This is a genomic window from Brenneria sp. L4-2C, assembly GCF_040240335.1.
In the GTDB taxonomy this organism is placed as follows: Bacteria; Pseudomonadota; Gammaproteobacteria; order Enterobacterales; family Enterobacteriaceae; genus Brenneria.
In genome coordinates, this window is the sequence record NZ_JBEIAC010000004.1 from 311,910 (window position 1) to 334,725 (window position 22,816).

Here is a 22,816-nt window from a genome sequence, read left to right on the forward strand (position 1 = left end):
GAAGCCCGGCGTTGCCGCCGGGCGCCTTATTCCCAACACGACAGGTAATCGCTATGCCTCGATTTATTTTACAACGACTGGCGGCCACGCTGCCGGTATTGTGCATCGTCGCGGTCATCGTCTTTCTGCTGTTGCGGCTGACTTCCGGCGATCCGGCGCTGATTCTGGCCGGAGACAGCGCGACGCCGGAGCAACTGGCGAATATCCGTACCGCCATGGGGTTGGATAAACCGGTGCTGCAACAGTTCCTTATCTGGGTGGGCGGACTATTGCGCGGCGACCTGGGCGTCTCGCTGATTCCCGGCACGCCGGTATCCGCCATGATCGCCGATCGTTTCGCCCCGTCGCTGGCTCTGTGCCTTTCCACCATCGTGGTGGCCATCGTGGTGGCGATCCCGCTGGGCATTATGGCGGCGTGGCAACAGGGCAAACCGCTGGATCGCCTGATCATGGCCGGTTCGGTTATCGGCTTCTCCGTACCGGTGTTCATCTTCGGTTATACCTTGATTCTGGTGTTTGCGCGCTGGCTGGGCTGGCTGCCGGTGCAGGGCTATCGGCCGCTGAGCGAAGGCATTTGGCCGTTTCTGGAGCGGCTGATCCTGCCGACGCTGGCGCTGAGCACGGCCTATATCGCATTGATTGCCCGCATCGTACGCACCAGCGTGATTGAAGTGATGGGGGAGGATTTTATCCGCACCGCGCGGGCGAAAGGGCTGAATGAGCGCGGGGTGCTGATTCATCACGCGCTGCGCAATGCGGCGGTGCCGATCGTCACCATCATCGGCGTCAGTATCGCCATGCTGATCGGCGGCGTGGTGGTCACCGAGTCGGTATTCAATATTCCGGGACTCGGACGACTGGTGCTGGAGTCGGTGCAGGCGCGCGACTATCCCATCATTCAGGCGCTGATCCTGATCTTCTCCACGCTGTACATCGTCATCAATCTGGTTATCGACCTGCTCTATGCCCTGATTGATCCGCGTATCCGTTATTAAGCCGAACAGGAGAATGGCAATGAGTTCAGAAACCTCGGTGGTTCCGGCCGCGTCGACGGGCGGGATATCGGCCCAGCTTCGCGCCGGCTTGCTGACCTGGCCGGTGATGCTGGGCGCCGCCGTGCTGCTGATCGTGGTGGCGCTGGCGCTGCTCGCGCCCTGGATAAGCCACTACAACCCGATTGATATCGATCCGTCGCAACGGCTTAAAACGCCGTCTGCGCTGCACTGGCTGGGTACCGACGCGCTGGGCCGCGATATTTTCGCCCGCGTGGTGTTCGGCGCCCGGCAATCATTAGTGGTCGGGCTGGGGGCGGTGTGCATCAGCGTGGTCATCGGATTGGCGATCGGCGTGGTCGCCGGCTATTTCCGGCTGGTCGACGCCATTGTGATGCGCATTATGGATGGGCTGATGGCCATTCCCGGCATTCTGCTGGCCATCGCGCTGGTTTCCCTGTCGGGCGCCAGCCTGTTTACCGTGCTGGTGGCGATTTCCATTCCTGAAATTCCGCGCGTGGTGCGGATGGTGCGCAGCGTCATCATGGGCGTTCGCAACGAATCCTACGTCGAGGCGGCGATTATTCTGGGGACGCCGGTGCCGGTCATTATGTGGCGGCACATGATGCCGTCTACGGTGGCGCCGCTGATCGTTCAGGGAACCTACATTTTCGCCTCCGCGATCCTGACCGAAGCCATCCTGAGCTTCCTCGGCGCGGGCATTCCGCCGGAGATCCCTTCCTGGGGCAACATCATGGCCGACGGCCGGGTCTACTTTATGATGCTGCCGGGCATGATCCTCTATCCGGGGATCCTGGTATCGCTGACGGTATTGAGCGTGAATGTGCTGGGGGACGCGGTGCGCGACGCGCTCGATCCCCGCATGGCGAAACGGTTATAGCAATGCGTTGATTCCTGGTTTGATGACTTTTGTTTGTCAAAACGGGTTGAACGACAAGCCTCACAAGAACAGGAGTATCCATGGAGCCAATTCAATCCTCTGATGCGTCTCAGAGTACAGATCCGGTGCTGGACGTGCAGTCGGTTACCGTAAGAACCGGTAAGGCCGGCGAAGGTCGGGCGGTGGTGGAGAAGGTGTCCTATCAGGTGTTCGCCGGCGAGACGGTCTGCATTGTCGGCGAATCCGGCTCGGGAAAATCGGTGACGTCGCTGGCGATTATGGGGCTGCTGCCGGTCGGGGCGTTGACCGTGACGGCGGGCCGCATTCTGGTGGACGGCGAGGATGTGGTGCAGGCCAGTCCGTCGCGCCTGAGGGCGCTGCGCGCTTCCACTGTCGGCATGGTGTTTCAGGAACCGATGACCGCGCTGAATCCGGTGCAGAAAGTCGGTAAGCAGATCGATGAGGTACTGCGTATTCACACCCCACTGCCCGCCCAGGCGCGCAAACAGCAGATTATGGCGATGTTGGCGGCGGTTCACCTGCCGGATATCGAGCGTATTTACCACAGCTACCCGCATCAACTGTCGGGAGGACAGCGTCAGCGTATCGTGATCGCCATGGCGCTGATCCTCAAACCGCGGGTGCTGATCTGCGATGAGCCGACCACCGCGCTGGATGTGACCACGCAAAAGCAGATCCTGACGTTGATTAAGGAGTTGCAGCACAGCCAGCAAACGGCGGTGGTATTCATTACGCATGATTTCGGCGTGGTATCGGAAATTGCCGATCGCATTGTGGTGATGAATCGCGGAGAGCGGGTGGAAAGCGGCAGCCGTGACGACATTCTTATTCGTCCCGCCCAGGCGTACACCCGGATGTTGGTTTCTTCCGTTCCCAGCCTGTTGCCCCGGCATGCTTCCCGACCGATGACGCCGGACGCCATCGAAGTCATCGGGTTGGACAAGATTTACGAAGAGAAAAAATTCATGGGCGCGACCCGGCGAGTGGTGGCCGCCAACAACGTCAGCTTCCGCATTCGCCGCGGCGAGGTGCTGGGCGTGGTGGGCGAGTCCGGCTCGGGAAAATCGTCGGTGGCGCGTTGTCTGGTGCGGTTACAGGAGCCGAGCGGCGGCAGCATTATGCTGGGGAACACCGATCTGGTGAAAACCCGAGCCGCGGAGATGCGTGGGTTGCGGCGCAAGATACAGTTTATCTTCCAGGACCCTTACCGCTCGCTCAATCCGCGCCGCACGGTGGGCGATTCGCTGATTGAAGGGCTGATCAATTTCGGCACGCCGCGCCGGCAGGCGCTGGATATCGCCGGCAAGGCGTTGGAAATGGTGGGTCTATCGGCAGAGGTGATGTCGCGCTATCCGCATCAATTTTCCGGCGGGCAACGCCAGCGCTTATGCATTGCGCGCGCGGTGGTGATGGAGCCTGACGTGCTGGTGGCGGACGAAGCGGTGTCGGCGCTGGATGTCTCCGTGCAGGCGCAGGTATTGGATCTGCTGGAGGAAATACGCCGACGCACCGGCGTCGCCATCCTGTTCATCACTCACGACCTGCGGGTGGCGGCGCAAATCTGTCATTCCATCGTGGTGATGAAAAAGGGGGAGATCGTGGAAGCCGGCGACGCCGTTACGGTACTGAGCCGACCCAGCCATAGCTATACGCGTTCGCTGATTGAGGCGGCGCCGGGGCGGAATTGGGATTTCCAGAATTTTTGTCCGGCAGGCGCGTAGACCGCCGTCTGCCGATCTTACCGCCTTTATCCGATGCTTTCTCTGATGAAACAAGGAAACCAGCATGAAAACGACATCCGAACTGTGGCAACTCTCGGCCAGCGAAATCGCCAGTCTGATTCAATTGCGCGATATCAGCGCCCGGGAGGTGGCGCTCGCCAGCCTGCAACGGCTGGAGGCGGTGAATCCCGCCATTAATGCGGTGGTGGATTACCGCCCGGAAGATACGCTGGCGCAGGCGCGGGCGGTGGACAAAAAGCTGGCGACCGGCGAACCGGTCGGGCCGCTGGCCGGGGTGCCGGTTACCATCAAGGTGAATGTGGACCAAACGGGCTATGTCAATACCAACGGCTTGAAAGCGCAGAAAAACCTGATCGCCACGCGCGATAGCCCGGTGGTCACCAGCCTGCTGTCGGCCGGGGCGCTGAGCATCGGGCGCACCAATACGCCCGCGTTCAGCTACCGTTGGTTCACCGATAATCAGCTGCACGGCGCCACCCTTAATCCGCGTAATGCCGCGCTGACGCCGGGCGGTTCGTCCGGCGGCGCGGCGGCGTCGGTGGCGGCGGGGATCGCCGCCATCGGTCATGGTACGGATATCGCCGGTTCGATCCGCTATCCGGCCTATGCCTGCGGGGTTCACGGTCTGCGTCCGTCGTTTGGCCGCATCGCCGCTTACAATGCGTCCGGCGCCGAACGCACCATCGGCGGCCAGATTATGGCGGTCTCCGGGCCGATCGCCCGCAGCGTGGCGGATCTGTCGCTGGCGCTGCGGGCGATGTCGGTCGGCAGCGTCGACGATCCCTGGTGGGTGCCTGCGCCGCTGCATGGCCCCGATGCGCCGCGCCGCGCCGCGGTATGTCTGCGCCCCGACGGTATCGACACCGCGCCGGAAATCTGTCGGTCGCTGCTTGAGTCGGCGGACAAGCTGAGAGACGCGGGGTGGATCGTCGATGAGGTGGATGAACTGGTGTCGCTGGAAGAAGCGGTGGCGATCCAGATTACGCTGTGGATGGGCGATGGCTATGCCGGTATGGTTGCCGCGGCGGAGCGGGAAGGCGATCCCGGCGCCATCGCCGCGCTGGCCGGACAGAAAGCGATAGCCGAGAATATCGGCATCACGGAATTTTCACAGGCTTTGTCGCGTCGGCTGGGCATCGCCCGCGAATGGGGCGTTTTTCTGCAACAATACCCGGTTGTGCTGCTGCCGGTCAGCGCTTCGCTGCCGTTTGCCAATAATCTGGATTTGCAGGGCGAGGCCGCCTATCAGCACGTATGGCGTTCGCAGTTGCCGATGATCGGGCTGCCCGTCACCGGCCTGCCCGCGCTAAGCCTGTGTACCGGCTATCTGCCCGATAAGACGCCGTTGGGGATTCAGATCGTGTCGGGGCGTTTTCGCGAAGATCTGTGTCTGGCGGCGGGGGCGGATATCGAAGCACGCAGTCCGCGTTTGCCGCTGGCCGGCATACCTGACTGAGCCGACGCGGCGGGGCGTCAACGGATGGCGGCGTCCTGCCCGTTTTGCTGTTTCAGCCAGTCCGACAGTTTTTTCCCTTCGGTTTCGTTATGCCGCCAGGCTTCCTGCGACGCGCGCGGCCCGTCGCCGGCCAGCAGCGCTTCGACCATCGGCGTGTGTTGAGAAAAGATGTCGGCGGGACCGTCGGAGGTATAGACATTGCTGGTCATAATGTACAAGCGCACCTGCTGCTCCACCAGCGTGTACTGGTGAGCCAGCCGTTGGTGATTGGCGGCGTTGACGATGGTGTGGTGCAAATGCATGTCGCTTTCGCTGATGTCTTTCATATCGCCCGCCGCACAGTCGTCTTCCAGACGCCGGTATGCGCGTTCGATGGCCTGGCGTTGCGCCGGGTCGGTGTGTTCGGCCGCCAGACGCGCCGCCAGTCCTTCCAGACTGCCGCGCAGCGTCCACAGCTCCCACACGTCGTTGATCGACAGCGAGGAGACTTCCCAGCCGGTATAGGGGATCTGCACCAGAATGCCTTCTCCCGACAGGCGCTGAAATGCGCTTCTGACGGTGGCGCGCCCTACGCCGAGCTGTTCGGCCAGCGAGGTTTCGGTAAGGCGATCGCCCGGTTTAACCGAACCGGAAAGGATGTAGCTGCGCAGACTGTCGGTGGTCTGGGTTTCGATGGAGTTTTTCGTCAGCGGTTTTAAGCGGGAACGTTTTATCATAGGCGGACATGGCGCTCAGGAATCAGTGATGTCCGGATTATATAGGCGACGGTTGGCGATTGTCGACGCTATGCTTGCTTTATACGGCACGATTGTCGACAATCGACAATATCGCAATCAATTGGGATAAACAGTATATGGCGATAGATTCAGACGACATTGATATCGCGGCGGACGACAGCGGTCTGACGACCGGATTTATCAGCATGAGCGATGATGAGGCATTACAGCTTGCCCGCGCGCATTTCGGCATCGAGGGGCGGGTCAGGCGTCTGGCCACCGAAAAGGATGATACGTTTCGGCTAACCGATACCCACGGTCGGCAATATATTCTCAAAGTCGCCAATCCCGCCGAGCCGGCGGATGAGATACAGTTGCAAACAGCGCTGCTGAATTTTTTGCGGCAGACGGACGACCGGCTGCCGGTACCCGCGCCGATAGCCGATGTTCAGGACAATATGATGGTGCGGATAACCGATGCCGCGGGTCAGCGGCGCTATGCGCGCTTGCTGACGTATCTGGCCGGGACGCCGCTGGACAGCGTCGAGGCTTCGCCCCGGCAGCGGGAAAAAGTGGGGGAAGCGCTGGCCCGCTTGCGGCTGGCGATGGCCCGGTTCGAGCATCCCGCCGCGCGCCGCACGTTGCTGTGGGATGTGAAAAATCTGGCCAATCTGCGACCGCTGCTGGCGTCGGTGGAAAATAAACAACAACAACAGCTGCTTGAGCGCGGAATGGCACGTTTTCTGCATCTGTCGGAACGTATTCGGTCGCTGCCTTGCCAGGTGCTGCATAATGATTTCAGCCGGTCGAATATTATCGTCGATGCCGGCCGGCCCGATTTCGTTACCGGCATCATTGATTTCGGCGATACGGTATACACCGCCGTCGCCATTGATGTCGCCACCGCGTTGCTGAATCAACTGCCGCGGGACGCCGCCGCCAACCCGCCGGACGACCTGTTCGCCGACGGGCGCGATCTGCTGCGCGGTTATCTGAGACTGGCGCCGCTTAGCCGCGAAGAACTGGCGTTATTGCCTCATCTGGTGATGGGGCGCGCGATCGCCCGGGCGCTGATTACGCAGTGGCGCGCGCGGCGTTTCCCGGATAACGCCCGCTATGTTTTGCGTAATACCGAACCGGGCTGGGGACAACTGGCCTGGCTGCTGGCCCGCTCCAGCGATGAGCTTTCAACAACGTTTATGTCGATGATTCCGTTTTCAGGAGAACACCATGACTGATTCCCATGCCGGCCGCGGTAAAATGGTCAATGCCTTTAATCCCGATAATCTTGACCATCTCGATCCGGCTGACCGCGCCGCCATTGAGCGGCGCACTCGCCTGCTGGGGCCGGCCTACCGCCTTTTCTATCAGCAGCCGGTGGATGTGAGCCGGGGCCGGGGCGTGCGGCTGTATGACCGCAACGGCAATGAATATCTGGACGCCTACAATAACGTGGTTTCGGTCGGACATGCGCATCCCAGGGTCGCCGACGCCGTCAATAACCAGATGCGGACACTCTGCACTCATACCCGCTATATTCAGGACGGGATTCTGGATTACGCCGAACAACTGCTGCCTACGTTCGGCGGACGGATATCGGAGCAGGGTCACATGATGTTTGCCTGCACCGGCTCGGAAGCCAACGATCTGGCGCTGCGCATCGCCCGCCATTACACCGGCCGGCAGGGTGTGATCATCACTGCCGAAGCCTACCACGGCAACTCGTTCCTGACGGCCGGTATTTCGCCGTCGCTGGGCGGGCATTCGCCGCTCGGCCAGTGGGTGCGCCGCGTGCCGGCGCCGGATTCCTATCGCCTTTCCCGCGCGGAAATGGGGCGGCGGATGGCGGAAGAGGTGGCCGCGCAGATTGCCGAATTACAGCGTTATGGCGAAGGGTTGGCGGCCTTTATTGCCGACTCGGTGTTTTCGTCCGACGGTATTTATACCGACCCCGCCGATCTGCTGGCGCCGGTCGCCGAAGTGGTGCGCGCGGCGGGCGGGTTGTTTATCGCCGACGAAGTGCAGTCCGGTTTCGCCCGCACCGGCGATAAGCTGTGGGGATTTCAGCGCCACGGTCTCGATCCGGACATCATTACCCTGGGAAAACCGATGGGCAATGGCTATCCGGTGGCGGCGGTGGCCGTCACCCATGAGGCCGTCGAGCGTTTCGGCCGCGACCAGCGTTACTTCAACACCTTTGGCGGCAATTCGGTGGCGATCGCCGCCGCGCAGGCGACGTTTGATGTGATCCGCGACGAGCGGTTGCAGGAAAACGCCAGCCGGGTCGGCACGTTCCTGCGCGCCGGCTTCCGCGAACTTGCCCGCCGTTATCCGCAGATTGGCGATGTTCGCGGCGCCGGGCTCTATATCGGCGTGGAAATGGTCGGCGATCCTGAGCGGAAAACCCCGGATGCGCCGTTGGCGGCGGCGATTGTTAACGGGCTGCGCGAGCGGCGGGTGTTGATCTCGGCCACCGGCTACTCGGCCAACATACTGAAAATTCGTCCGCCGCTGGTTTTTTCACAGGCCGACGGCGAGCAACTGCTCGGCGAGACGGAAGCCGTGCTGGCGCAATTGACGTCGCGAGGATAATTCCGCGCCGGCGAACGGTGATGATTTGTCAGCGGGCGATCGCCGATCGCCCCTCCCGGCGCGCTTTTACGGCCGCGTTCGAGCGTAAAATCCCGCTATTTAAGTGATCCACTTCAATCTTTCATTCCCCTTGCCGAAATTTGTTATTTCCTTTGGCGAATTGTTGACAGAATCGATGTCAGGTCAATGAGGAGACGCAATGGCAATGGAACGCTTTCCGCCAAGTCCCTCCAGGAGGCCGGTTGCGCCTGATGTTCCTCATTGCCTTCCCGGACGATGCGCGATAAGCCGTTCTCCGTCAGGAATAAGCGGTATTTGGACGGCACGCGGTCGGTGCGACGTCGTCATTGAACGCCGTGACTGAATTCACCTCCGTACTTTTCGCCGTCCACGGTTGGAAGAAACGGCATAACAGCATAATGAAGAGGAAAAGTGAGTATGGAACAGCTAACGACTGAAAAGGTAATGAATATACCGCAAGCCGGCGTGTTCGACTCGCTGGACGATGCGGTATACGCCGCGACGATGGCGCAGAAAATGCTGAACAGCATGGCACTGCGTCAACGGGTTATCGACGCGATGCGCCACGCGGGCGAACGCTACGCGCAGGTGCTGGCGGAAATGGCCGTCGCCGAAACCGGTATGGGCCGGGTGATTGATAAATATACCAAGAATGTGTCCCAGGCGCGCGGCACGCCGGGTCTGGAATGCCTGGCGGCGGAAGTGTTGACGGGCGACAACGGCCTGACCCTGATTGAGAATGCGCCCTGGGGCGTGGTCGCCTCGGTCACGCCGTCCACCAACCCGGCCGCGACGATCATCAATAACGCGATCAGTATGATTTCAGCCGGCAACAGCGTGGTCTTCGCGCCGCACCCGTCGGCGAAAAAGGTCTCCCTGCATGCCATCAGCCTGCTGAACAAAGCGATCGTGGCGGCGGGCGGGCCGGCCAATCTGCTGGTCAGCGTGGCGAATCCCGACATCGAAACCGCGCAGCGGCTGTTTAAGTACCCCGGCATCGGCCTGCTGGTGGTGACCGGCGGCGAAGCGGTGGTGGAAGCGGCGCGTAAACATACCGACAAACGACTGATCGCCGCGGGCGCGGGCAATCCGCCGGTGGTGGTGGATGAGACGGCGGATCTCGCCCGGGCGGCGCGTTCTATCGTTCGCGGCGCGTCTTTCGATAACAACATCATCTGCGCCGACGAAAAAGTGCTGATTGTGGTTGAAAGCGTCGCGGATGCGCTGTTGGCGGAATTGCAGCGTTATCAGGCCGTATTGCTGAGCGACGACGAAGTCGGGCAGTTGCTGCCGCAGCTATTGTCGAACATCGGCGAGAATGGCAAAGGGGTGGTCAATCGTGAATGGGTTGGCCGCGACGCGGCGAAAATCGCGGCCGGCATCGGCCTGGAAGTCGGCGAGCAAACGCGTCTGTTGCTGGCGGAAACCGACGCCGCGCATCCGTTTGCCGTCACCGAAATGATGATGCCGGTATTGCCGGTGGTGCGGGCCAGAAACGTGAAAGAAGCGATTGAGCTGGCGGTGAAGCTGGAAGGCGGCTGTCAGCATACCGCCGCGATACATTCCACCAATGTGAATAATATGCACCACATGGCCAGCATCATGAATACCAGCATCTTTGTGAAAAACGGCCCCTGTATCGCCGGTCTGGGACTGGGCGGCGAAGGCTGTACCTCGATGACCATCTCCACGCCGACCGGCGAAGGCGTGACCTCGGCCAGCACCTTTGTCCGCCGGCGTCGCTGTGTGATGGTGGATATGTTCCGCATCGTCTGATGCGATCGCGTCGCCATTCCGTGGCCGCCATGGCGATAATGAGGCGACGGCCGCGGTGAAAAGGGCGTAATGAAAGAAGAGTGCATCGGGCGAATGTCCGGCGGCGCCGAGGATATCAGGGTATCGTCGACGTCACGGTAATTCGCCCGAACATGACATAAAGTATCGTCATCCGTGCCGGATTGTGGTGGTCGGCGCATGTTGTGGATACCGTTACGGTAATTGTCGAGGAGCGTACAATGACGAACAAACGCCCCAACTTGCATTCTCTGGATGCCATGCGTTATCCCTCAGCGGTGAAACCGGCATCGCAAGCTGAAGATGAATACGTACATCAACATTATACGCAGGATGTCTACGCGCAATCCTGCACCATTACGGCGTGGCAGCAGCTTTACGATCAGCTTCATCCCGGACATTTTCGCGGCGAACTGACGGAACTGCTGTTCGACGGCGTTCAATTCTGCCACGAATACACCAATCTGGCGTTACGGCAGTCCTGCATGGTGTGGCCGGATGCATTCTGGCTGGGGATCCCGCTCGCCTGCGGCGAGACCGGCGCTATCGGATCGCAGCCCATCGACGAAGGCAGCATCGCGCTGAGTCCGGGCGGCAAAGAGTTTGAGCTGAATACGCCGAACGAATACGCGATCCTGGGCGTGGTGATCTCCTATGACGTGCTGTTAAAACACACCGGTATGCTGGCGGAGCAGGCGCAGTTCTTTCAACTGTTGCAAGAACCCTCGGCGCTGAGGGTGGATACTGACAAGAAAAAGGCTTTATGGGCGTACATCCATCAGGCGCTGCGCCACGGCAGCCGGGATCCGCAAGGGATGCAGAGCGTCAGCAAAGTCCTTAACGATAATCTGCTGACGGCGGTGATCGCGCTGTTGGAAAGCGCCTGTCCGCCGCCTGCCAGCACGACCGACCGGCGAACGGGCTACCGGCGTCTGGTTTCCCGCGCGCGTGAATATGCGCTGAGCCGGATGTCGGAACCGGTGACGGTTCCCGATCTGTGCCGGGAACTGTTCGTCAGCCGCCGCACCTTGCAGAACGCCTTTTGCGAAACCCTGGGCGTTGGTCCGAATGCCTGGCTGAAAATGCTGCGGCTCAATGCGGTGCGGCGTGAATTAATCAGTCCCTTTTCGCGCTGCGACACGGTTAAGGACGCGGCGATGCAGTGGGGATTCTGGCACTTAAGTCAGTTCGCCAACGATTATCAGCGCTTATTTAATGAGAAACCGTCGGCGACGCTGCGCGCGCGATTGCGGGATTAGATGCGATTCGCCGGGCGATGAGCTGTATGTCAGCGCTCGGCGGGGCGGGGGACGCCGCTGCCGAGCGGGGGCGCCTCTCGTTCTGGTCGCCGCGATAGGGTCAGCGGGCGGTGGAACCGCGGATCACCAGCGTACCGGGGAAGGTTTTTTCCACGATGGGGTCGTTGTTGCCGCGAATGCGCGACAGCAACTGCTCAAGCGCGGCCCGGCCTATCTGGTAGGTCGGTTGTTTGAGCGTGGTGATGCCGGCGACTTCCGCCCACTCCATGTCATCAAAGCCCAGAAAGCCGATATCATTTCCCCAGTTCAGGCGCAGCCGACGCATTGCGCGCGCAATTTGCAGGGTCAGAGCGCCATTCGCTGAAATCACCGCCTTACGCATTCCGCGGTGGTCGTGACAAAACTCATGCAGGAGGGCATCCAGTCGTTCCTGGTCGCTTAGCGCCACGTCGTTGTGGCAAGCCACTAATGACGGGTTATCCCGCATGGTCTGCTGAAAAGCCGTCAAACGCTCCTGGCGGGTGTTGACCAGCCCCAGGGGTTCGCTGAGGAATAAAAACGCTTCAAATCCCTGTTCGATCAAATGGCGGGTGGCTTCGACGGTCGCCGCCGGATTATCCAGCCCGACCATATCGCATGATAAGCCGGGAATTTTGCGGTCAACCAGTACCATCGGCAATGAAGAGTGCTGTAGTCTGGCAAACGCGTCCTCCCGCATGCCCACCGCGTTTACCACGATGCCTTCCACGCTGTAGCTGCTGAACAATTGCAGATAATGCTGCTCCTGATCCACTTCATTATTGGTGTTGCACATCAGCAGGGTAAAGCCGTGCTTTTGGCAGGCGTCTTCCACGCCGCGCAGCACGTCGACGGAATAAGGATTAGTGATGTCCGCGATGATGATGCCGATCAGGCGGGTTTGTCCTTTTTTGAGGCCGCGCGCCATCTGGCTGGGGCTGTAATTCAGTTGCCGGATCGCGTTCTCGATGCGAAGTTTAAGGGCGTCCGATAACAGGCGCTGCTCGCCGTTCAGGTAGCGCGACACGCTGGTTTTCCCGGTTTGCGCCGCTTTGGCTACGTCGCTGATTGTTGTACGGTTTCCCTTACTTCTCACCACGCTATCCTCTGGATATGACCTTGCCACAGATTATCACAACCGCCCGAGGTTTTACCTCGCCGCAGTTGATTGTATTGTCAATTGTCGCTATATTTCATGTACGGAATATTTCCGTACATGAGCTAAGCGTTCAAATTAGGCAAAAGAAGCAGAGGCCTAAAAGAATAAGTGTACATGGCAAGAAGCCATAAAGACCGTGTTGGTCGCCCCTGGAGACCAGGAGTAAGTGGCTACTTAACAACTTGAGTAGCCGAGGAGAGAAACAATGTCCGCACTTAAAAAGCAGCGTATCGACTTAAGATTAACCGATGACGACAAAAGCATGATCGAAGAAGCGGCGGCTCTATCTAACCTGACGATGACCCAGTTCATGGTTAGCAGTGCCGCAGAACGTGCGGCGGAAGTTATACAACAGCATCGTCGATTAGTTCTTAACGAAGAATCGTGGAACTTGGTTATGGATGCCATTGACAATCCGCAAGCACCGAATGACAAGCTGAAACGAGCGGCGAAGCGTCTACAACACATGGAGTAGAAGCTGTGAGCAAGCTGACGATAGAGATGATCACCGATGATTTTCAATATGATTTTTTGAATTTTGATTGCGGTGAAGCGTCGCTGAATGTATTTTTAAAAGATCATCTCAAGCGGCAGCACGCCGGACAGATTTTAAGAGCCTATGTTCTCAGAGATGAAGGGGCGAAAATCCTGGGATATTACACATTGTCCGGCAGTTGCTTCGAAAGAGGCACGCTGCCGTCAAAGGCACAACAAAAAAAAGTCCCTTATCGCAATACGCCAAGCGTAACCCTGGGTCGTCTGGCTATTGACAAGTCACTGCAAGGACAAGGGTATGGCGTGACTTTGGTTACACACGCCATGAAAATCGTCTGGCAGGCTTCTAAGGCTGTGGGTATCTATGGGCTTTTTGTTGAAGCGCTTAACGACAAGGCCAGGCGTTTTTATGCGGCACTTGGCTTCATCCCTCTTGTCGGTGAGAATGACCATGCGCTGTTTTATCCCACCAAATCTTTTGAACAATTGTTTTCGGATAAAAAATCAAAACGCTACCCGCCGGCGCAGGCATAACGCAGCAGAGTATTCCGCACTCCCCGGAACCGTAGACAGCCATCGGCTGATATCAACATGGTATCTGCGACGCCCGTCATTCCCGCAAACACAACCCGTCATCCCCGCACCTCCCTCGTCATCCCCGCATCTCCCCTCGTCATCCCGCATCTCTCCTCGTCATCCCCGCATCTCCCCCGTCATCCCCGCATCTCCCTCGTCATCCCCGCATCTCCCTCGTCATCCCCGCGGCAGTAGGCGGGGATCAGCCTGCTGAAACCGTAAACCGCCATTGGTATTCCTGAAATATGTCATACCAGAGAATATTCCTGCGTAACAAAGCCGCTATTTCCATTTATAGCCTGCGCCCGATATCGATGCCCAGTCGTCCGGGGAGATGATTTTATCTATTTGAAATTAAATATAAAAAATAATTATGCTGTGATTTTGTTCACATTCTGTTCGTGGCGCGATTTTTAATGGAACCGATACCATTTACTATGGCCACAGGAAAACAGAGGGCAATGCATTGGTGCTCACGGGAGTCGAGATGAAAAGAGAAATTGTGGTGGTTACGGCGGCTTATGGCAGCGAGCGGGTAAAACAACTGGGCGGTCAGGCCGCGCTGCTGCCGATTATCGCCGAGTCGGGCGCCGACGGTGTGGAAATACGACGGGAGTTGTTGACGGATAAGGAGTTACAAACCTTGCCCGCGCTGGCTGAGCGCATTGCCCGGCATCAATTATTTACGCTCTATTCCGTGCCTGAGGGGTTGTTCTCCGACAATGGCGATCTGAATCCTGGGCTGGAAACGCGGCTTGCGGAGGCCGGTGCGCTGAAGGCGCGGGCGGTCAAATTTTCGCTGGGCGGTTATCGCGCCGGTTATGACTTGCGCGAACTGAATGCCAGCCTCGGCGGCCGGTCGGTTCAGGTGGTGGTGGAAAACGACCAGACCAAAGCGTACGGCGTTTTGCCGCCGCTACAGGCGTTTTTCACCGACGTCCGGCAGAGCGGTTCGCCGATCCGCATGACTTTTGATATGGCGAACTGGCGCTGGGTGGATGAAGACGCAAATCAGGCCGCCGTCCGCCTGGCCGAATATGTCGGCTATATCCACGTCAAAGCGGCGCAACAGCGGAATCGCCAGTGGCATGCCGTCGATCTGGACAACAGCGACGGTAGCTGGCGTTCATTGCTTGCCCTGTTGCCGCAGCAGGCGATGCGCGGTATTGAGTTTCCTTTGGTCGGTCAGGATTTGACGGCGGTTACCCGGCATTACGTTAATTTACTGAGGGAGAATTAAAGATGAGCACCACTCTTCCACTGGATGTGATTACCTACGGTGAAGCCATGGCGATGTTTGTCGCCAATGAAAGCGGCGAGCTACGGCAGGCCGGCCACTTCACCAAACGTATTGCGGGCGCGGAGCTGAATGTTTCCATCGGTCTGTCGCGGATGGGGCTCAAGGTGGGTTGGGTCAGCCGGGTGGGAAATGACTCTTTCGGTCATTTTACCCTGGATACGCTGGAAAAAGAGGGGATCGATCATCAGTGCGTCACGTTGGATGCGCGTTTTCCTACCGGCTTTCAGCTTAAATCGCGGGCTGAAAATGGAACCGATCCCATCGTGGAGTATTTCCGCCGCGGCTCGGCCGCCAGCCACCTGGCGGTAAGCGATTTTGATCGCGAATATTTTATGCGCGCGCGCCATTTGCATCTCAGCGGCGTCGCGGCGGCCATCTCCGACAGTTCGCTGACGCTGGCCAACCATGCGGCGCGGGAAATGCGCGCCATGGGGAAAACCCTGTCGTTTGATCCCAATCTGCGCCCGGTGTTGTGGCCGAATCAGCGGGTGATGCGTGAAAAGCTCAACGAGCTGGCATGTCTGGCGGATTGGGTGCTGCCCGGCCTGAAAGAGGGGCAGAACTTGACCGGAAAGCAGACGCCGGAAGAGATTGCCGATTTCTATCTGTCCCAGGGGGTGAAGGCCGTCATCATCAAGCTGGGGCCGGACGGCGCCTGGTTTAAAACCCGCGACGGGCAGCGGCAGCATGTCGCCGCCGTGCGCGTGGAGAATGTCGTCGACACCGTGGGGGCCGGAGACGGTTTCGCGGTCGGCGTCATCAGCGCGCTGCTGGAAGAGAAAAGCATGGCGCAAGCCGTGATGCGCGGCAACCGAATCGGCGCGTTGGCGGTACAGGCCATTGGCGATAGCGAAGGGCTGCCGACCCGCGCGCAACTGGCGGAGTAAGTCGCCGGTCAATTCCGTATCAACCTCTATCACTGGAACCCTACACCTAGGTACGGACGCCCGACTGATAAATATTGAGGATGACAATAATGAAAAATCCCGTACTTTCTCAGAAACGCTGGTGGTACCTGATGCCGGTGATTTTTATCACCTACAGCCTGGCTTATCTGGATCGCGCCAATTTCAGTTTCGCTTCCGCCGCCGGCATCAATGATGATCTCGGCATTACCAAAGGCATGGCCTCGCTGCTGGGCGCGCTGTTTTTCCTGGGATACTTCTTTTTCCAGATTCCGGGCGCGATCTACGCCGAACGGCGCAGCGTGCGCAAGCTGATCTTCTGGTGTCTGATCCTGTGGGGCGGCTGCGCTTCGCTGACCGGCATGGTCAGCAATATCCCCGCGCTGGCCGCTATCCGCTTTGCACTGGGGATTGTCGAAGCCGCCGTCATGCCGGCCATGCTGATTTATATCAGCAACTGGTTCACCAAAGCGGAGCGTTCCCGCGCCAACACCTTCCTGATTCTGGGCAATCCGGTCACGGTGCTATGGATGTCGGTGGTTTCCGGCTATTTGATCCACGCTTATGGCTGGCGTGAAATGTTCATCATAGAAGGCGTTCCGGCGATTATCTGGGCGTTTTGCTGGTGGGTGTTGGTCAAGGATAAACCCGATGAGGTGAGTTGGCTGAGCAACGAGGAAAAATCGGCGTTGCAGGCGCAATTACTGGCGGAGCAACAGAATATCAAAGTGGTGCGTAACTACGCCGAAGCCTTCCGTTCGCGCAATGTCGTTCTGCTGTGCGCACAGTATTTTGCCTGGAGTATCGGCGTATATGGTTTTGTGCTGTGGTTACCCTCGATTTTACGCCACGGTTCCGATATGGGCATGGTCGAAGCCGGCTGGCTGTCCGCGGTTCCCTATCTGGCGGCGACGATCGCCATGCTGGTGGTTTCCTGGGCTTCCGACAAAATGCAGAACCGCAAGCTGTTCGTCTGGCCGCTGTTGTTGATCGGCGCGTTGGCGTTTGTCGGCTCTTATCTGCTGGGGGCGGATCATTTCTGGTGGTCTTACGCCATGTTGGTGATTGCCGGCGCGGCCATGTATGCGCCGTACGGCCCGTTCTTCGCCATTATCCCGGAAATGTTGCCGCGCAATGTCGCCGGCGGCGCGATGGCGCTAATCAATAGCATGGGGGCGCTGGGCTCGTTTTTTGGCTCCTGGTTCGTGGGCTATCTCAACGGCGCCACCGGATCGCCTGCCGCCTCTTATGTCTTTATGGCCGGCGCGCTGCTCGTTTCGGTTTGGCTCACCATCATTGTTAAACCGTCCGAGGCGCAAAAACAGGTGACGGCGGTAGTTTGACCGCTGACCGTCAGGAGACGTTATACATGAAACAACCGATTGTATTGTATAAAAAAATCCCGCAAGACTTGCATCAACGACTGACGGAGCGCTTTGACGTGCGCTTTTTTGACGGCATCAATGCCGCCAATCAGTCCGACGTGATTCGCGCGCTAAGCGACGCCAGGGGCATGATTGGCGCCAGCGTGCCGGTGCGCGCCGCGTTACTCGATCATGCGCCGCAGCTTAAGGTCATCAGCACCATTTCCGTGGGCTACGATCAGTTTGACGTCGAGGATCTGACCCGGCGCGGGATAGTGCTGATGCACACGCCGACGGTGTTGACGGAAACAACGGCCGACACCGTATTCACCCTGATCCTGATGACCGCCCGCCGGGCGCAGGAGATGGGGGAACTGGTCAAGGCGGGCCGTTGGCGGCGCAGCATCGGCAGCGAATATTACGGCACCGACGTTCATCACAAAACCATCGGCATTCTGGGAATGGGGCGTATCGGTTCGGCGCTGGCCCGTCGCGCCAGCGCCGGATTCGCCATGCAGGTGTTGTACTGGAACGATCGGCCCAACCTTCAGGTGGAGCAAACGCTGGGCGCCCGACGCTGCGAACTGGATACGCTGCTGGCCGAGTCGGATTTTGTGGCGATCACGCTGCCCTATAGCGAGCAGACGCATCATCTGATCAACGCCGAGCGTTTACGCCGGATGAAGTCGAGCGCCATTTTAATTAATGGCGCGCGCGGACGCATTGTCGATCAGCCCGCGCTGATTGAGGCGTTGAAAAACGGCGTCATTCGCGCAGCCGGGCTGGATGTGTTCGAGGTCGAGCCGCTGCCCGCCGACTCCGAGCTGCTGAGGTTGTCAAACGTGGTGGCGTTGCCGCACATCGGTTCGGCGACGCATGAAACGCGCTATAACATGGCCGCGTGCGCGGTGGATAATCTGATCAAGGCGCTGGACGGCGAGACGGAAGAAAACAGCGTCAATGGCCAGCGGCTCAAATAAGCGAAGGACGCGCGGATAGCGGGTTAACTCGCTATCCGCGCGCCGGGCGCAGATCGGAGAACGCCAATCTACCTTGTTCCCGGCGTCACGTTGCCGAATGCCCCGGACTGATAGTCGCGAATCGCCTGCGAGATCTCTTCCCGGCTATTCATCACAAAAGGACCGTGCGCGACGACCGGTTCGTTCAGCGGGGCGGCGTGTCCGTACAGGATCAGCGCATCCGTGAACGCCGTGATATTGACCGCATCGCCATCATCATTCAATTCAATCAGATGCTGGGGATTGATCGGCACGCCGTCGATGGCCGTATTGCCGCGCACGGTATAGAGAAATACATTGTGTCCCGGCGGTGCCGGCAGCGTTACGGCGCCCTTGGGTTGCATGGCGACGGTCATCAGCGAGATACCGGTCAGCGAGGCGATCGGCCCTGTGGTTCCGGCAAACTCGCCGGACGCCAGTTTGACCTTTACCCGGCCGCCATCAAGCGGAATTTCCGGGATCTGATCTTTCTGTAGGCCGATATAGGCCGGTTTGGTCATTTTCAGTCTGGCCGGCAGATTCACCCACAGTTGAAGGATCTCCAGCAGGCCGCCGCTGCGTTTAAAGGATTCCGGCGACAGCTCCGCGTGTATCAGGCCGGAACCGGCCGTCATCCACTGTACGCCGCCGGCGCCGATGATATTTTCATGACCGCCGCTGTCCAGATGAGACAGTTCGCCGGCCAGAATGAAGGTGACCGTCTCGAAGCCGCGATGCGGATGCGGGCCAAACGGCAGACCCGCATTATTCGGTTGATATACCTGCGGCCCGTGATGATTCAAAAACAGGAAGGGATCAATTTGCTCGACGTGGGGACCGGGAAGCGGCCGCACCGTCGAGAGATCGGCAATATCGTCTCTGTAGGCGGGGTGTTGAAATTTAATCGTTCTGCTGGTCATTGGGATCCCCTGATCATGTGGCATGGCTTGACGATAAACGCATTGATATACAGTGAATGCAACCGGTGATCACAGCATAGCAGTCGGCGTGGCGCGCGGTGCGGATTCGTGTCGCGGTCAGGTCAAAACCGTGCCGGCGGGCGACGCTCTTTGATTGCTTTCACAGTTCATGCGCCGCGATTTCGCTATAGTGGCACCCCGTGGGCCAGGTCACGCGTTAAGTGGAAGTCATTTGCGATGAAAATGCAGCTGTTATACGAATTTATTCTGTTGTCGGAATTGCTTAACTTCAGTCGGGCGGCGCAGAAAATGAATATCACCCAGCCGGTTTTAAGCCGTCATATGAAATCGCTGGAAGAACAATTCGGTGCTGAACTGTTCCGCCGTGATACCCACAGCGTTGAGCTGACCTCGACCGGGAAATTGTTGTCGGTGGAAGCGCGTAAAGTGATTCAGCAATATGAGAGTTCCGTCTCCATTGTTAACGCGTTTACCGGCAAAAGCCGACGCCGGCTGACCATCACCTTTCTGGGCGAAGCGATCCAGAACGTGCTGGTGGAGTTGTTAACCCTGTTCCAGCGCAACCACCCGGATATTACCGTCGAGTGTCGTGATAGCGAATTGGATGAAGCTTTGCTGCTGCTGGAAGAACACACCTGCGATCTGGGCTTTTTATTGCGGCCTAACTTTCTGGAAAATAAAAAGTTTAACTCACTCTCCTTTCAAACCGATCCGATATGCGTGGCGGTCAATAAAAATCATCCGCTGGCCGGGCGGGGACGCGTGTCGCTGCGGGAAGTGAGCGAATGGCCGATCATTCGCATCGATCCCCGAGATTTTTTGTTGTCCGAAGCCTACAGTACCCGCTTTTTCGATTGCTATAACATTGATTTTAAACTGGATAAAGAGTATCCCAATCTCAAAACCTGTTGTTTTAATCTGGAGTTCAGGGATCGGGTCGCCTTGCTGATGCCGAAGCATCGCGGCTATCTACTCGGCGCCAACAGCGTATTACTGGATGTGCTGGAGCAGGATTACTGGTTTAACCTGGAACTGGTTTGGGATAATAAAAATACTAATCCCTGTATTTCTCTTTTTTTAAATGAATTTAAATGTTTTTTACATGAAAGGAATACTTTCCCGCTAAATGAATTCGCCGGATAAATTATTTATTAATTTATCCACCCTCAACTTCCCGTCGTCTGAAAATAGCGCCAATAGGTGAAATTTAATCGACATTAATTAAATGTGATTAATGTCTCATTAATACGCTATTGGCACGCTGTTTTTTGTCTGTTTATATTTTCAATTTTTGTTTTAATTTCCGTTATTTCCCTTGTTTTTTAAGGGTAAATTAATTTATTTTCATTTTATATTCAATGGCTATGTTGAAAATGCATAACCGTAAAAATAAAAAGAATTTCTACCGATATCGGGCCGGTGTTAGGTTTTTATTGTCGGGAAACATCAGAGGTGAAATGTGAATGACATCACTTAAATCGACGTTGTTTCTAATAAATGCCAATAAAGAGAGACAGGAGTAAATAAATCATGGTGATTAAAGCCAATTATGAGTCCGATGCCGGAAAACGTAAAGAAATGTCACACAAGGAGTTAGGCACCATCCCCCATATGCCTTTCGAAGAGTATTCGGAAAAACTCAAACACTGTTTCACCATGAAGCGGCAGAACGGCATCCTGGAAGCCCGCCTGCATACCAATGGCGATAGCCTGCAATGGGGCGCGCCTGCGCATCAGGCGCTGCACTATTTCTTCGACTGGGCCGGCAGAGACCCGGACAACGAAATCATCATCCTCGGCGGCACCGGCAAGGATTTTATGAAAGGCATCGGCCGCTTGGATGAAAACGGCAACTGGCTGCCGGCCACCGAGTTCTCCTCCGCGCCCGATGAAGCGTGGAAAATGTATGAATATCAGTACTATGACGGCACCAATGACATTGAAGGGCAGGTGTTCGACGTCGAGGTGCCGACCATCGGCGTATGGAACGGCGCGGCTTTCCATACCGATCTGGTGCTGTTCAGCGATATCACCCTGTGTACCGAGGATGCATGGACCACGGAAATGCACTTCCGCGTCAATATGGTACCCGGCGACGGTATCCAAATCGCCTGGCGCGAATTGATGGGACGCAAGCGTTATGCCTACGCCGAACTGACCGGCGAAATCATCACCGCGCGCAAGGCGCTTTCCCTCGGGATGGTTAACGAAATTTGTCCCGATACGGAAGCCGCTTATGACCGCGCCTGGGAAATCGCCGAACTGATTATGCGCACCGGCACCCGCGTGACTCGCCGCATCACCACTCAGCAACTGCGCAAAGCCTGGAAGGAAGACATCGCCAACGAACTGCGTAACGCCTTCGCCACCGAAATGTTCGTTACCGCCACGGAACACTCGCCGCACGAAGCCAATTACTGGTTGTGGGCGCATGAAGAGGCGGAGCTGGTCAAGGCCGCTGAGAAAAAAGGCAAGGTCATTCGTCCGCGTATCAACGGCGGTCAGGAAGAAGACGAAATCAAGTAAGCGTCAACCGGCCTTCACAGGCGCTGTATACGTCCTCGCCATTGCATCCACGGTGGCCGTCCCTACGGTCACCCGGCCAGATAGCGCGCGGCGGCGGCCCCGCCGCCGTCAAAATAGCGGACGTAAGTGGTCAACCTTTTGATTTAAAACTATAAAATCCATGACCGGGGAAAATCCATGAACACAGGCAACGACGTTATCATTTCCGCCGCGCTGACCGGCGCGGTAACGCCAAAAGAGATCAATGAACATATCCCGCTGACGCCGGAAGAAATCGCCGCCGACGCTTATCGCTGCTGGCAACAGGGCGCCGCCATCGTGCATCTGCATATGCGCGACGACCAGGGACAAGGCACCATGGACTGCGACAGGTTCGCCGAAACCCTCCGTTTGCTGCGCGGCTACCAGGACTGCGACGTGATCATCAATTGCACCACCTCCGGCGATCATCGCGCCAGCGACGCGCAACGGATGGAACACGTTTCCCGTCTGCAAGGCATTGAGATGGCCTCCTGGGATGCCGGCTCGTTTAACTGGATGCCCGGCGGCGTGTTCATCAACTCTCCGCAGTTCCTCGGCAAGCTGGGCGAAATCCTCACCGAGCGGGCGATCAAACCGGAAGTGGAAATCTTCGACAGCGGCATGCTCGGCGTGGCGGGTTACTTTGCCGAGCAGGGCAAACTGTCGTCCCCCCTGCATTATCAATTCTGTCTCGGCGTACCGGGCGGTATGCCCGCCACCATCGAGAACCTGAACTATCTGGTCGCGCATATTCCCGCAGACGCCACCTGGTCGGCCTTTGGCGTCGGCAAGCATCATTTGCCGATCCTGTTCGCCGCTCTGGCGCTGGGCGGCCATGTGCGGGTCGGTCTGGAAGACAACGTCTACTTCAGCAAAGGGGTAAAAGCCACCAATCCGCAACTGGTCGAGCGCGCCGCACAGGCCATTCGTCTGTTTGGCAAACAGGTCGCCACGCCGGCCAGCGCCAGAAAAATACTGGGGATCCGTCCTCTGTAGTTATCCATGCGGTTACAGCGGGA

At 58.0% G+C, this 22,816-nt stretch carries 20 protein-coding genes; 17 read left to right on the forward strand and 3 right to left on the reverse strand.

Going from position 1 to position 22,816, the window contains the following annotated elements:
• Positions 1 to 53: 53 nt before the first annotated feature.
• The 4 genes from ABRZ26_RS09240 (at position 54) to ABRZ26_RS09255 (ending at position 5,112) form a co-directional block, all read left to right on the forward strand.
• Positions 54 to 995, forward strand: a complete 942-nt coding sequence (locus tag ABRZ26_RS09240; protein WP_319603960.1) for an ABC transporter permease — start codon at positions 54 to 56, stop codon at positions 993 to 995.
• 19 nt (positions 996 to 1,014) lie between these two features.
• The gene (locus ABRZ26_RS09245) at positions 1,015 to 1,893 is read left to right on the forward strand and encodes an ABC transporter permease (protein ID WP_319603961.1); all 879 of its coding nucleotides are present in this window, start codon (positions 1,015 to 1,017) and stop codon (positions 1,891 to 1,893) included.
• Positions 1,894 to 1,973: 80 nt separating this feature from the next.
• Positions 1,974 to 3,635, forward strand: a complete 1,662-nt coding sequence (locus ABRZ26_RS09250) for a dipeptide ABC transporter ATP-binding protein (RefSeq protein ID WP_319603962.1) — start codon at positions 1,974 to 1,976, stop codon at positions 3,633 to 3,635.
• Between the two features lie 64 nt (positions 3,636 to 3,699).
• A complete protein-coding gene (locus tag ABRZ26_RS09255) occupies positions 3,700 to 5,112 on the forward strand; it encodes an amidase family protein (protein WP_319603963.1) in 1,413 nt (470 codons plus the stop codon).
• A 17-nt stretch (positions 5,113 to 5,129) separates the two neighbouring features.
• Here ABRZ26_RS09255 and ABRZ26_RS09260 read toward each other — a convergent pair whose 3' ends face one another.
• Entirely contained in the window at positions 5,130 to 5,828 is a 699-nt protein-coding gene (locus ABRZ26_RS09260) for a GntR family transcriptional regulator (protein ID WP_319603964.1), read from the reverse strand.
• 137 nt (positions 5,829 to 5,965) lie between these two features.
• Here ABRZ26_RS09260 and ABRZ26_RS09265 point away from each other — a divergent pair, with 137 nt between their 5' ends.
• From ABRZ26_RS09265 to eutR, 4 genes are all read left to right on the forward strand, one after another.
• Positions 5,966 to 7,066, forward strand: a complete 1,101-nt coding sequence (locus tag ABRZ26_RS09265) for a phosphotransferase (protein ID WP_319603965.1) — start codon at positions 5,966 to 5,968, stop codon at positions 7,064 to 7,066.
• On the forward strand, positions 7,059 to 8,420 hold the full coding sequence (locus ABRZ26_RS09270; protein WP_319603966.1) for an aspartate aminotransferase family protein: 1,362 nt from the start codon (positions 7,059 to 7,061) through the stop codon (positions 8,418 to 8,420). Before ABRZ26_RS09265 ends, ABRZ26_RS09270 begins: the two co-directional genes overlap by 8 nt.
• A gap of 438 nt (positions 8,421 to 8,858) precedes the next feature.
• Complete coding sequence (locus ABRZ26_RS09275) at positions 8,859 to 10,217, forward strand: aldehyde dehydrogenase family protein (RefSeq protein WP_319603967.1); 1,359 nt, start codon at positions 8,859 to 8,861, stop codon at positions 10,215 to 10,217.
• 239 nt (positions 10,218 to 10,456) lie between these two features.
• Complete coding sequence (gene eutR, locus ABRZ26_RS09280; protein WP_319603968.1) at positions 10,457 to 11,494, forward strand: HTH-type transcriptional regulator EutR; 1,038 nt, start codon at positions 10,457 to 10,459, stop codon at positions 11,492 to 11,494.
• A gap of 100 nt (positions 11,495 to 11,594) precedes the next feature.
• Here the strand turns inward: eutR and ABRZ26_RS09285 are convergent, their stop codons facing one another.
• Positions 11,595 to 12,608 carry a LacI family DNA-binding transcriptional regulator gene (locus ABRZ26_RS09285; RefSeq protein ID WP_319603969.1) on the reverse strand — a complete coding sequence of 338 codons (1,014 nt, stop codon included), beginning with the start codon at positions 12,606 to 12,608 and terminating at the stop codon, positions 11,595 to 11,597.
• A 268-nt stretch (positions 12,609 to 12,876) separates the two neighbouring features.
• Here ABRZ26_RS09285 and ABRZ26_RS09290 point away from each other — a divergent pair, with 268 nt between their 5' ends.
• The 6 genes from ABRZ26_RS09290 to ABRZ26_RS09315 all read left to right on the forward strand — a co-directional run bounded on the left by ABRZ26_RS09290 (position 12,877) and on the right by ABRZ26_RS09315 (position 18,291).
• Positions 12,877 to 13,146 carry a type II toxin-antitoxin system TacA family antitoxin gene (locus ABRZ26_RS09290; RefSeq protein ID WP_319603970.1) on the forward strand — a complete coding sequence of 90 codons (270 nt, stop codon included), beginning with the start codon at positions 12,877 to 12,879 and terminating at the stop codon, positions 13,144 to 13,146.
• A gap of 26 nt (positions 13,147 to 13,172) precedes the next feature.
• Positions 13,173 to 13,700, forward strand: a complete 528-nt coding sequence (locus ABRZ26_RS09295) for a GNAT family N-acetyltransferase (protein ID WP_319604006.1) — start codon at positions 13,173 to 13,175, stop codon at positions 13,698 to 13,700.
• 529 nt (positions 13,701 to 14,229) lie between these two features.
• Entirely contained in the window at positions 14,230 to 14,982 is a 753-nt protein-coding gene (locus ABRZ26_RS09300) for a sugar phosphate isomerase/epimerase family protein (protein ID WP_319603971.1), read from the forward strand.
• Positions 14,983 to 14,984: 2 nt separating this feature from the next.
• Positions 14,985 to 15,929, forward strand: a complete 945-nt coding sequence (locus ABRZ26_RS09305; protein WP_319603972.1) for a sugar kinase — start codon at positions 14,985 to 14,987, stop codon at positions 15,927 to 15,929.
• Between the two features lie 89 nt (positions 15,930 to 16,018).
• A complete protein-coding gene (locus ABRZ26_RS09310) occupies positions 16,019 to 17,290 on the forward strand; it encodes an MFS transporter (protein WP_319603973.1) in 1,272 nt (423 codons plus the stop codon).
• Positions 17,291 to 17,316: 26 nt separating this feature from the next.
• Positions 17,317 to 18,291, forward strand: a complete 975-nt coding sequence (locus ABRZ26_RS09315) for an NAD(P)-dependent oxidoreductase (protein ID WP_319603974.1) — start codon at positions 17,317 to 17,319, stop codon at positions 18,289 to 18,291.
• Between the two features lie 68 nt (positions 18,292 to 18,359).
• Here ABRZ26_RS09315 and ABRZ26_RS09320 read toward each other — a convergent pair whose 3' ends face one another.
• A complete protein-coding gene (locus ABRZ26_RS09320; RefSeq protein ID WP_319603975.1) occupies positions 18,360 to 19,229 on the reverse strand; it encodes a pirin family protein in 870 nt (289 codons plus the stop codon).
• A gap of 237 nt (positions 19,230 to 19,466) precedes the next feature.
• On the opposite strand from ABRZ26_RS09320, the gene ABRZ26_RS09325 reads away from it, so the two are divergent.
• From ABRZ26_RS09325 to ABRZ26_RS09335, 3 genes are all read left to right on the forward strand, one after another.
• Complete coding sequence (locus ABRZ26_RS09325) at positions 19,467 to 20,393, forward strand: LysR family transcriptional regulator (RefSeq protein ID WP_319603976.1); 927 nt, start codon at positions 19,467 to 19,469, stop codon at positions 20,391 to 20,393.
• 387 nt (positions 20,394 to 20,780) lie between these two features.
• Positions 20,781 to 21,776: an enoyl-CoA hydratase/isomerase family protein gene (locus ABRZ26_RS09330; protein WP_319603977.1), complete on the forward strand. Its 996-nt coding sequence runs from the start codon at positions 20,781 to 20,783 to the stop codon at positions 21,774 to 21,776.
• Positions 21,777 to 21,953: 177 nt separating this feature from the next.
• Positions 21,954 to 22,793, forward strand: a complete 840-nt coding sequence (locus ABRZ26_RS09335) for a beta-keto acid cleavage family enzyme (RefSeq protein ID WP_319603978.1) — start codon at positions 21,954 to 21,956, stop codon at positions 22,791 to 22,793.
• The last annotated feature ends 23 nt before the right edge of the window (positions 22,794 to 22,816 follow it).

Excerpts from the sequence above, each read along its gene's own strand:
- ABRZ26_RS09240 (WP_319603960.1), top strand. The coding sequence starts at position 54 with ATGCCTCGATTTATTTTACAACGACTGGCGGCCACGCTGCCGGTATTG.
- ABRZ26_RS09245 (WP_319603961.1), top strand. The coding sequence starts at position 1,015 with ATGAGTTCAGAAACCTCGGTGGTTCCGGCCGCGTCGACGGGCGGGATA.
- ABRZ26_RS09250 (WP_319603962.1), top strand. The coding sequence starts at position 1,974 with ATGGAGCCAATTCAATCCTCTGATGCGTCTCAGAGTACAGATCCGGTG.
- ABRZ26_RS09255 (WP_319603963.1), top strand. The coding sequence starts at position 3,700 with ATGAAAACGACATCCGAACTGTGGCAACTCTCGGCCAGCGAAATCGCC.
- ABRZ26_RS09260 (WP_319603964.1), bottom strand. The coding sequence starts at position 5,828 with ATGATAAAACGTTCCCGCTTAAAACCGCTGACGAAAAACTCCATCGAA.
- ABRZ26_RS09265 (WP_319603965.1), top strand. The coding sequence starts at position 5,966 with ATGGCGATAGATTCAGACGACATTGATATCGCGGCGGACGACAGCGGT.
- ABRZ26_RS09270 (WP_319603966.1), top strand. The coding sequence starts at position 7,059 with ATGACTGATTCCCATGCCGGCCGCGGTAAAATGGTCAATGCCTTTAAT.
- ABRZ26_RS09275 (WP_319603967.1), top strand. The coding sequence starts at position 8,859 with ATGGAACAGCTAACGACTGAAAAGGTAATGAATATACCGCAAGCCGGC.
- eutR (WP_319603968.1), top strand. The coding sequence starts at position 10,457 with ATGACGAACAAACGCCCCAACTTGCATTCTCTGGATGCCATGCGTTAT.
- ABRZ26_RS09290 (WP_319603970.1), top strand. The coding sequence starts at position 12,877 with ATGTCCGCACTTAAAAAGCAGCGTATCGACTTAAGATTAACCGATGAC.
- ABRZ26_RS09295 (WP_319604006.1), top strand. The coding sequence starts at position 13,173 with ATGATCACCGATGATTTTCAATATGATTTTTTGAATTTTGATTGCGGT.
- ABRZ26_RS09300 (WP_319603971.1), top strand. The coding sequence starts at position 14,230 with ATGAAAAGAGAAATTGTGGTGGTTACGGCGGCTTATGGCAGCGAGCGG.
- ABRZ26_RS09305 (WP_319603972.1), top strand. The coding sequence starts at position 14,985 with ATGAGCACCACTCTTCCACTGGATGTGATTACCTACGGTGAAGCCATG.
- ABRZ26_RS09310 (WP_319603973.1), top strand. The coding sequence starts at position 16,019 with ATGAAAAATCCCGTACTTTCTCAGAAACGCTGGTGGTACCTGATGCCG.
- ABRZ26_RS09315 (WP_319603974.1), top strand. The coding sequence starts at position 17,317 with ATGAAACAACCGATTGTATTGTATAAAAAAATCCCGCAAGACTTGCAT.
- ABRZ26_RS09320 (WP_319603975.1), bottom strand. The coding sequence starts at position 19,229 with ATGACCAGCAGAACGATTAAATTTCAACACCCCGCCTACAGAGACGAT.
- ABRZ26_RS09325 (WP_319603976.1), top strand. The coding sequence starts at position 19,467 with ATGAAAATGCAGCTGTTATACGAATTTATTCTGTTGTCGGAATTGCTT.
- ABRZ26_RS09330 (WP_319603977.1), top strand. The coding sequence starts at position 20,781 with ATGGTGATTAAAGCCAATTATGAGTCCGATGCCGGAAAACGTAAAGAA.
- ABRZ26_RS09335 (WP_319603978.1), top strand. The coding sequence starts at position 21,954 with ATGAACACAGGCAACGACGTTATCATTTCCGCCGCGCTGACCGGCGCG.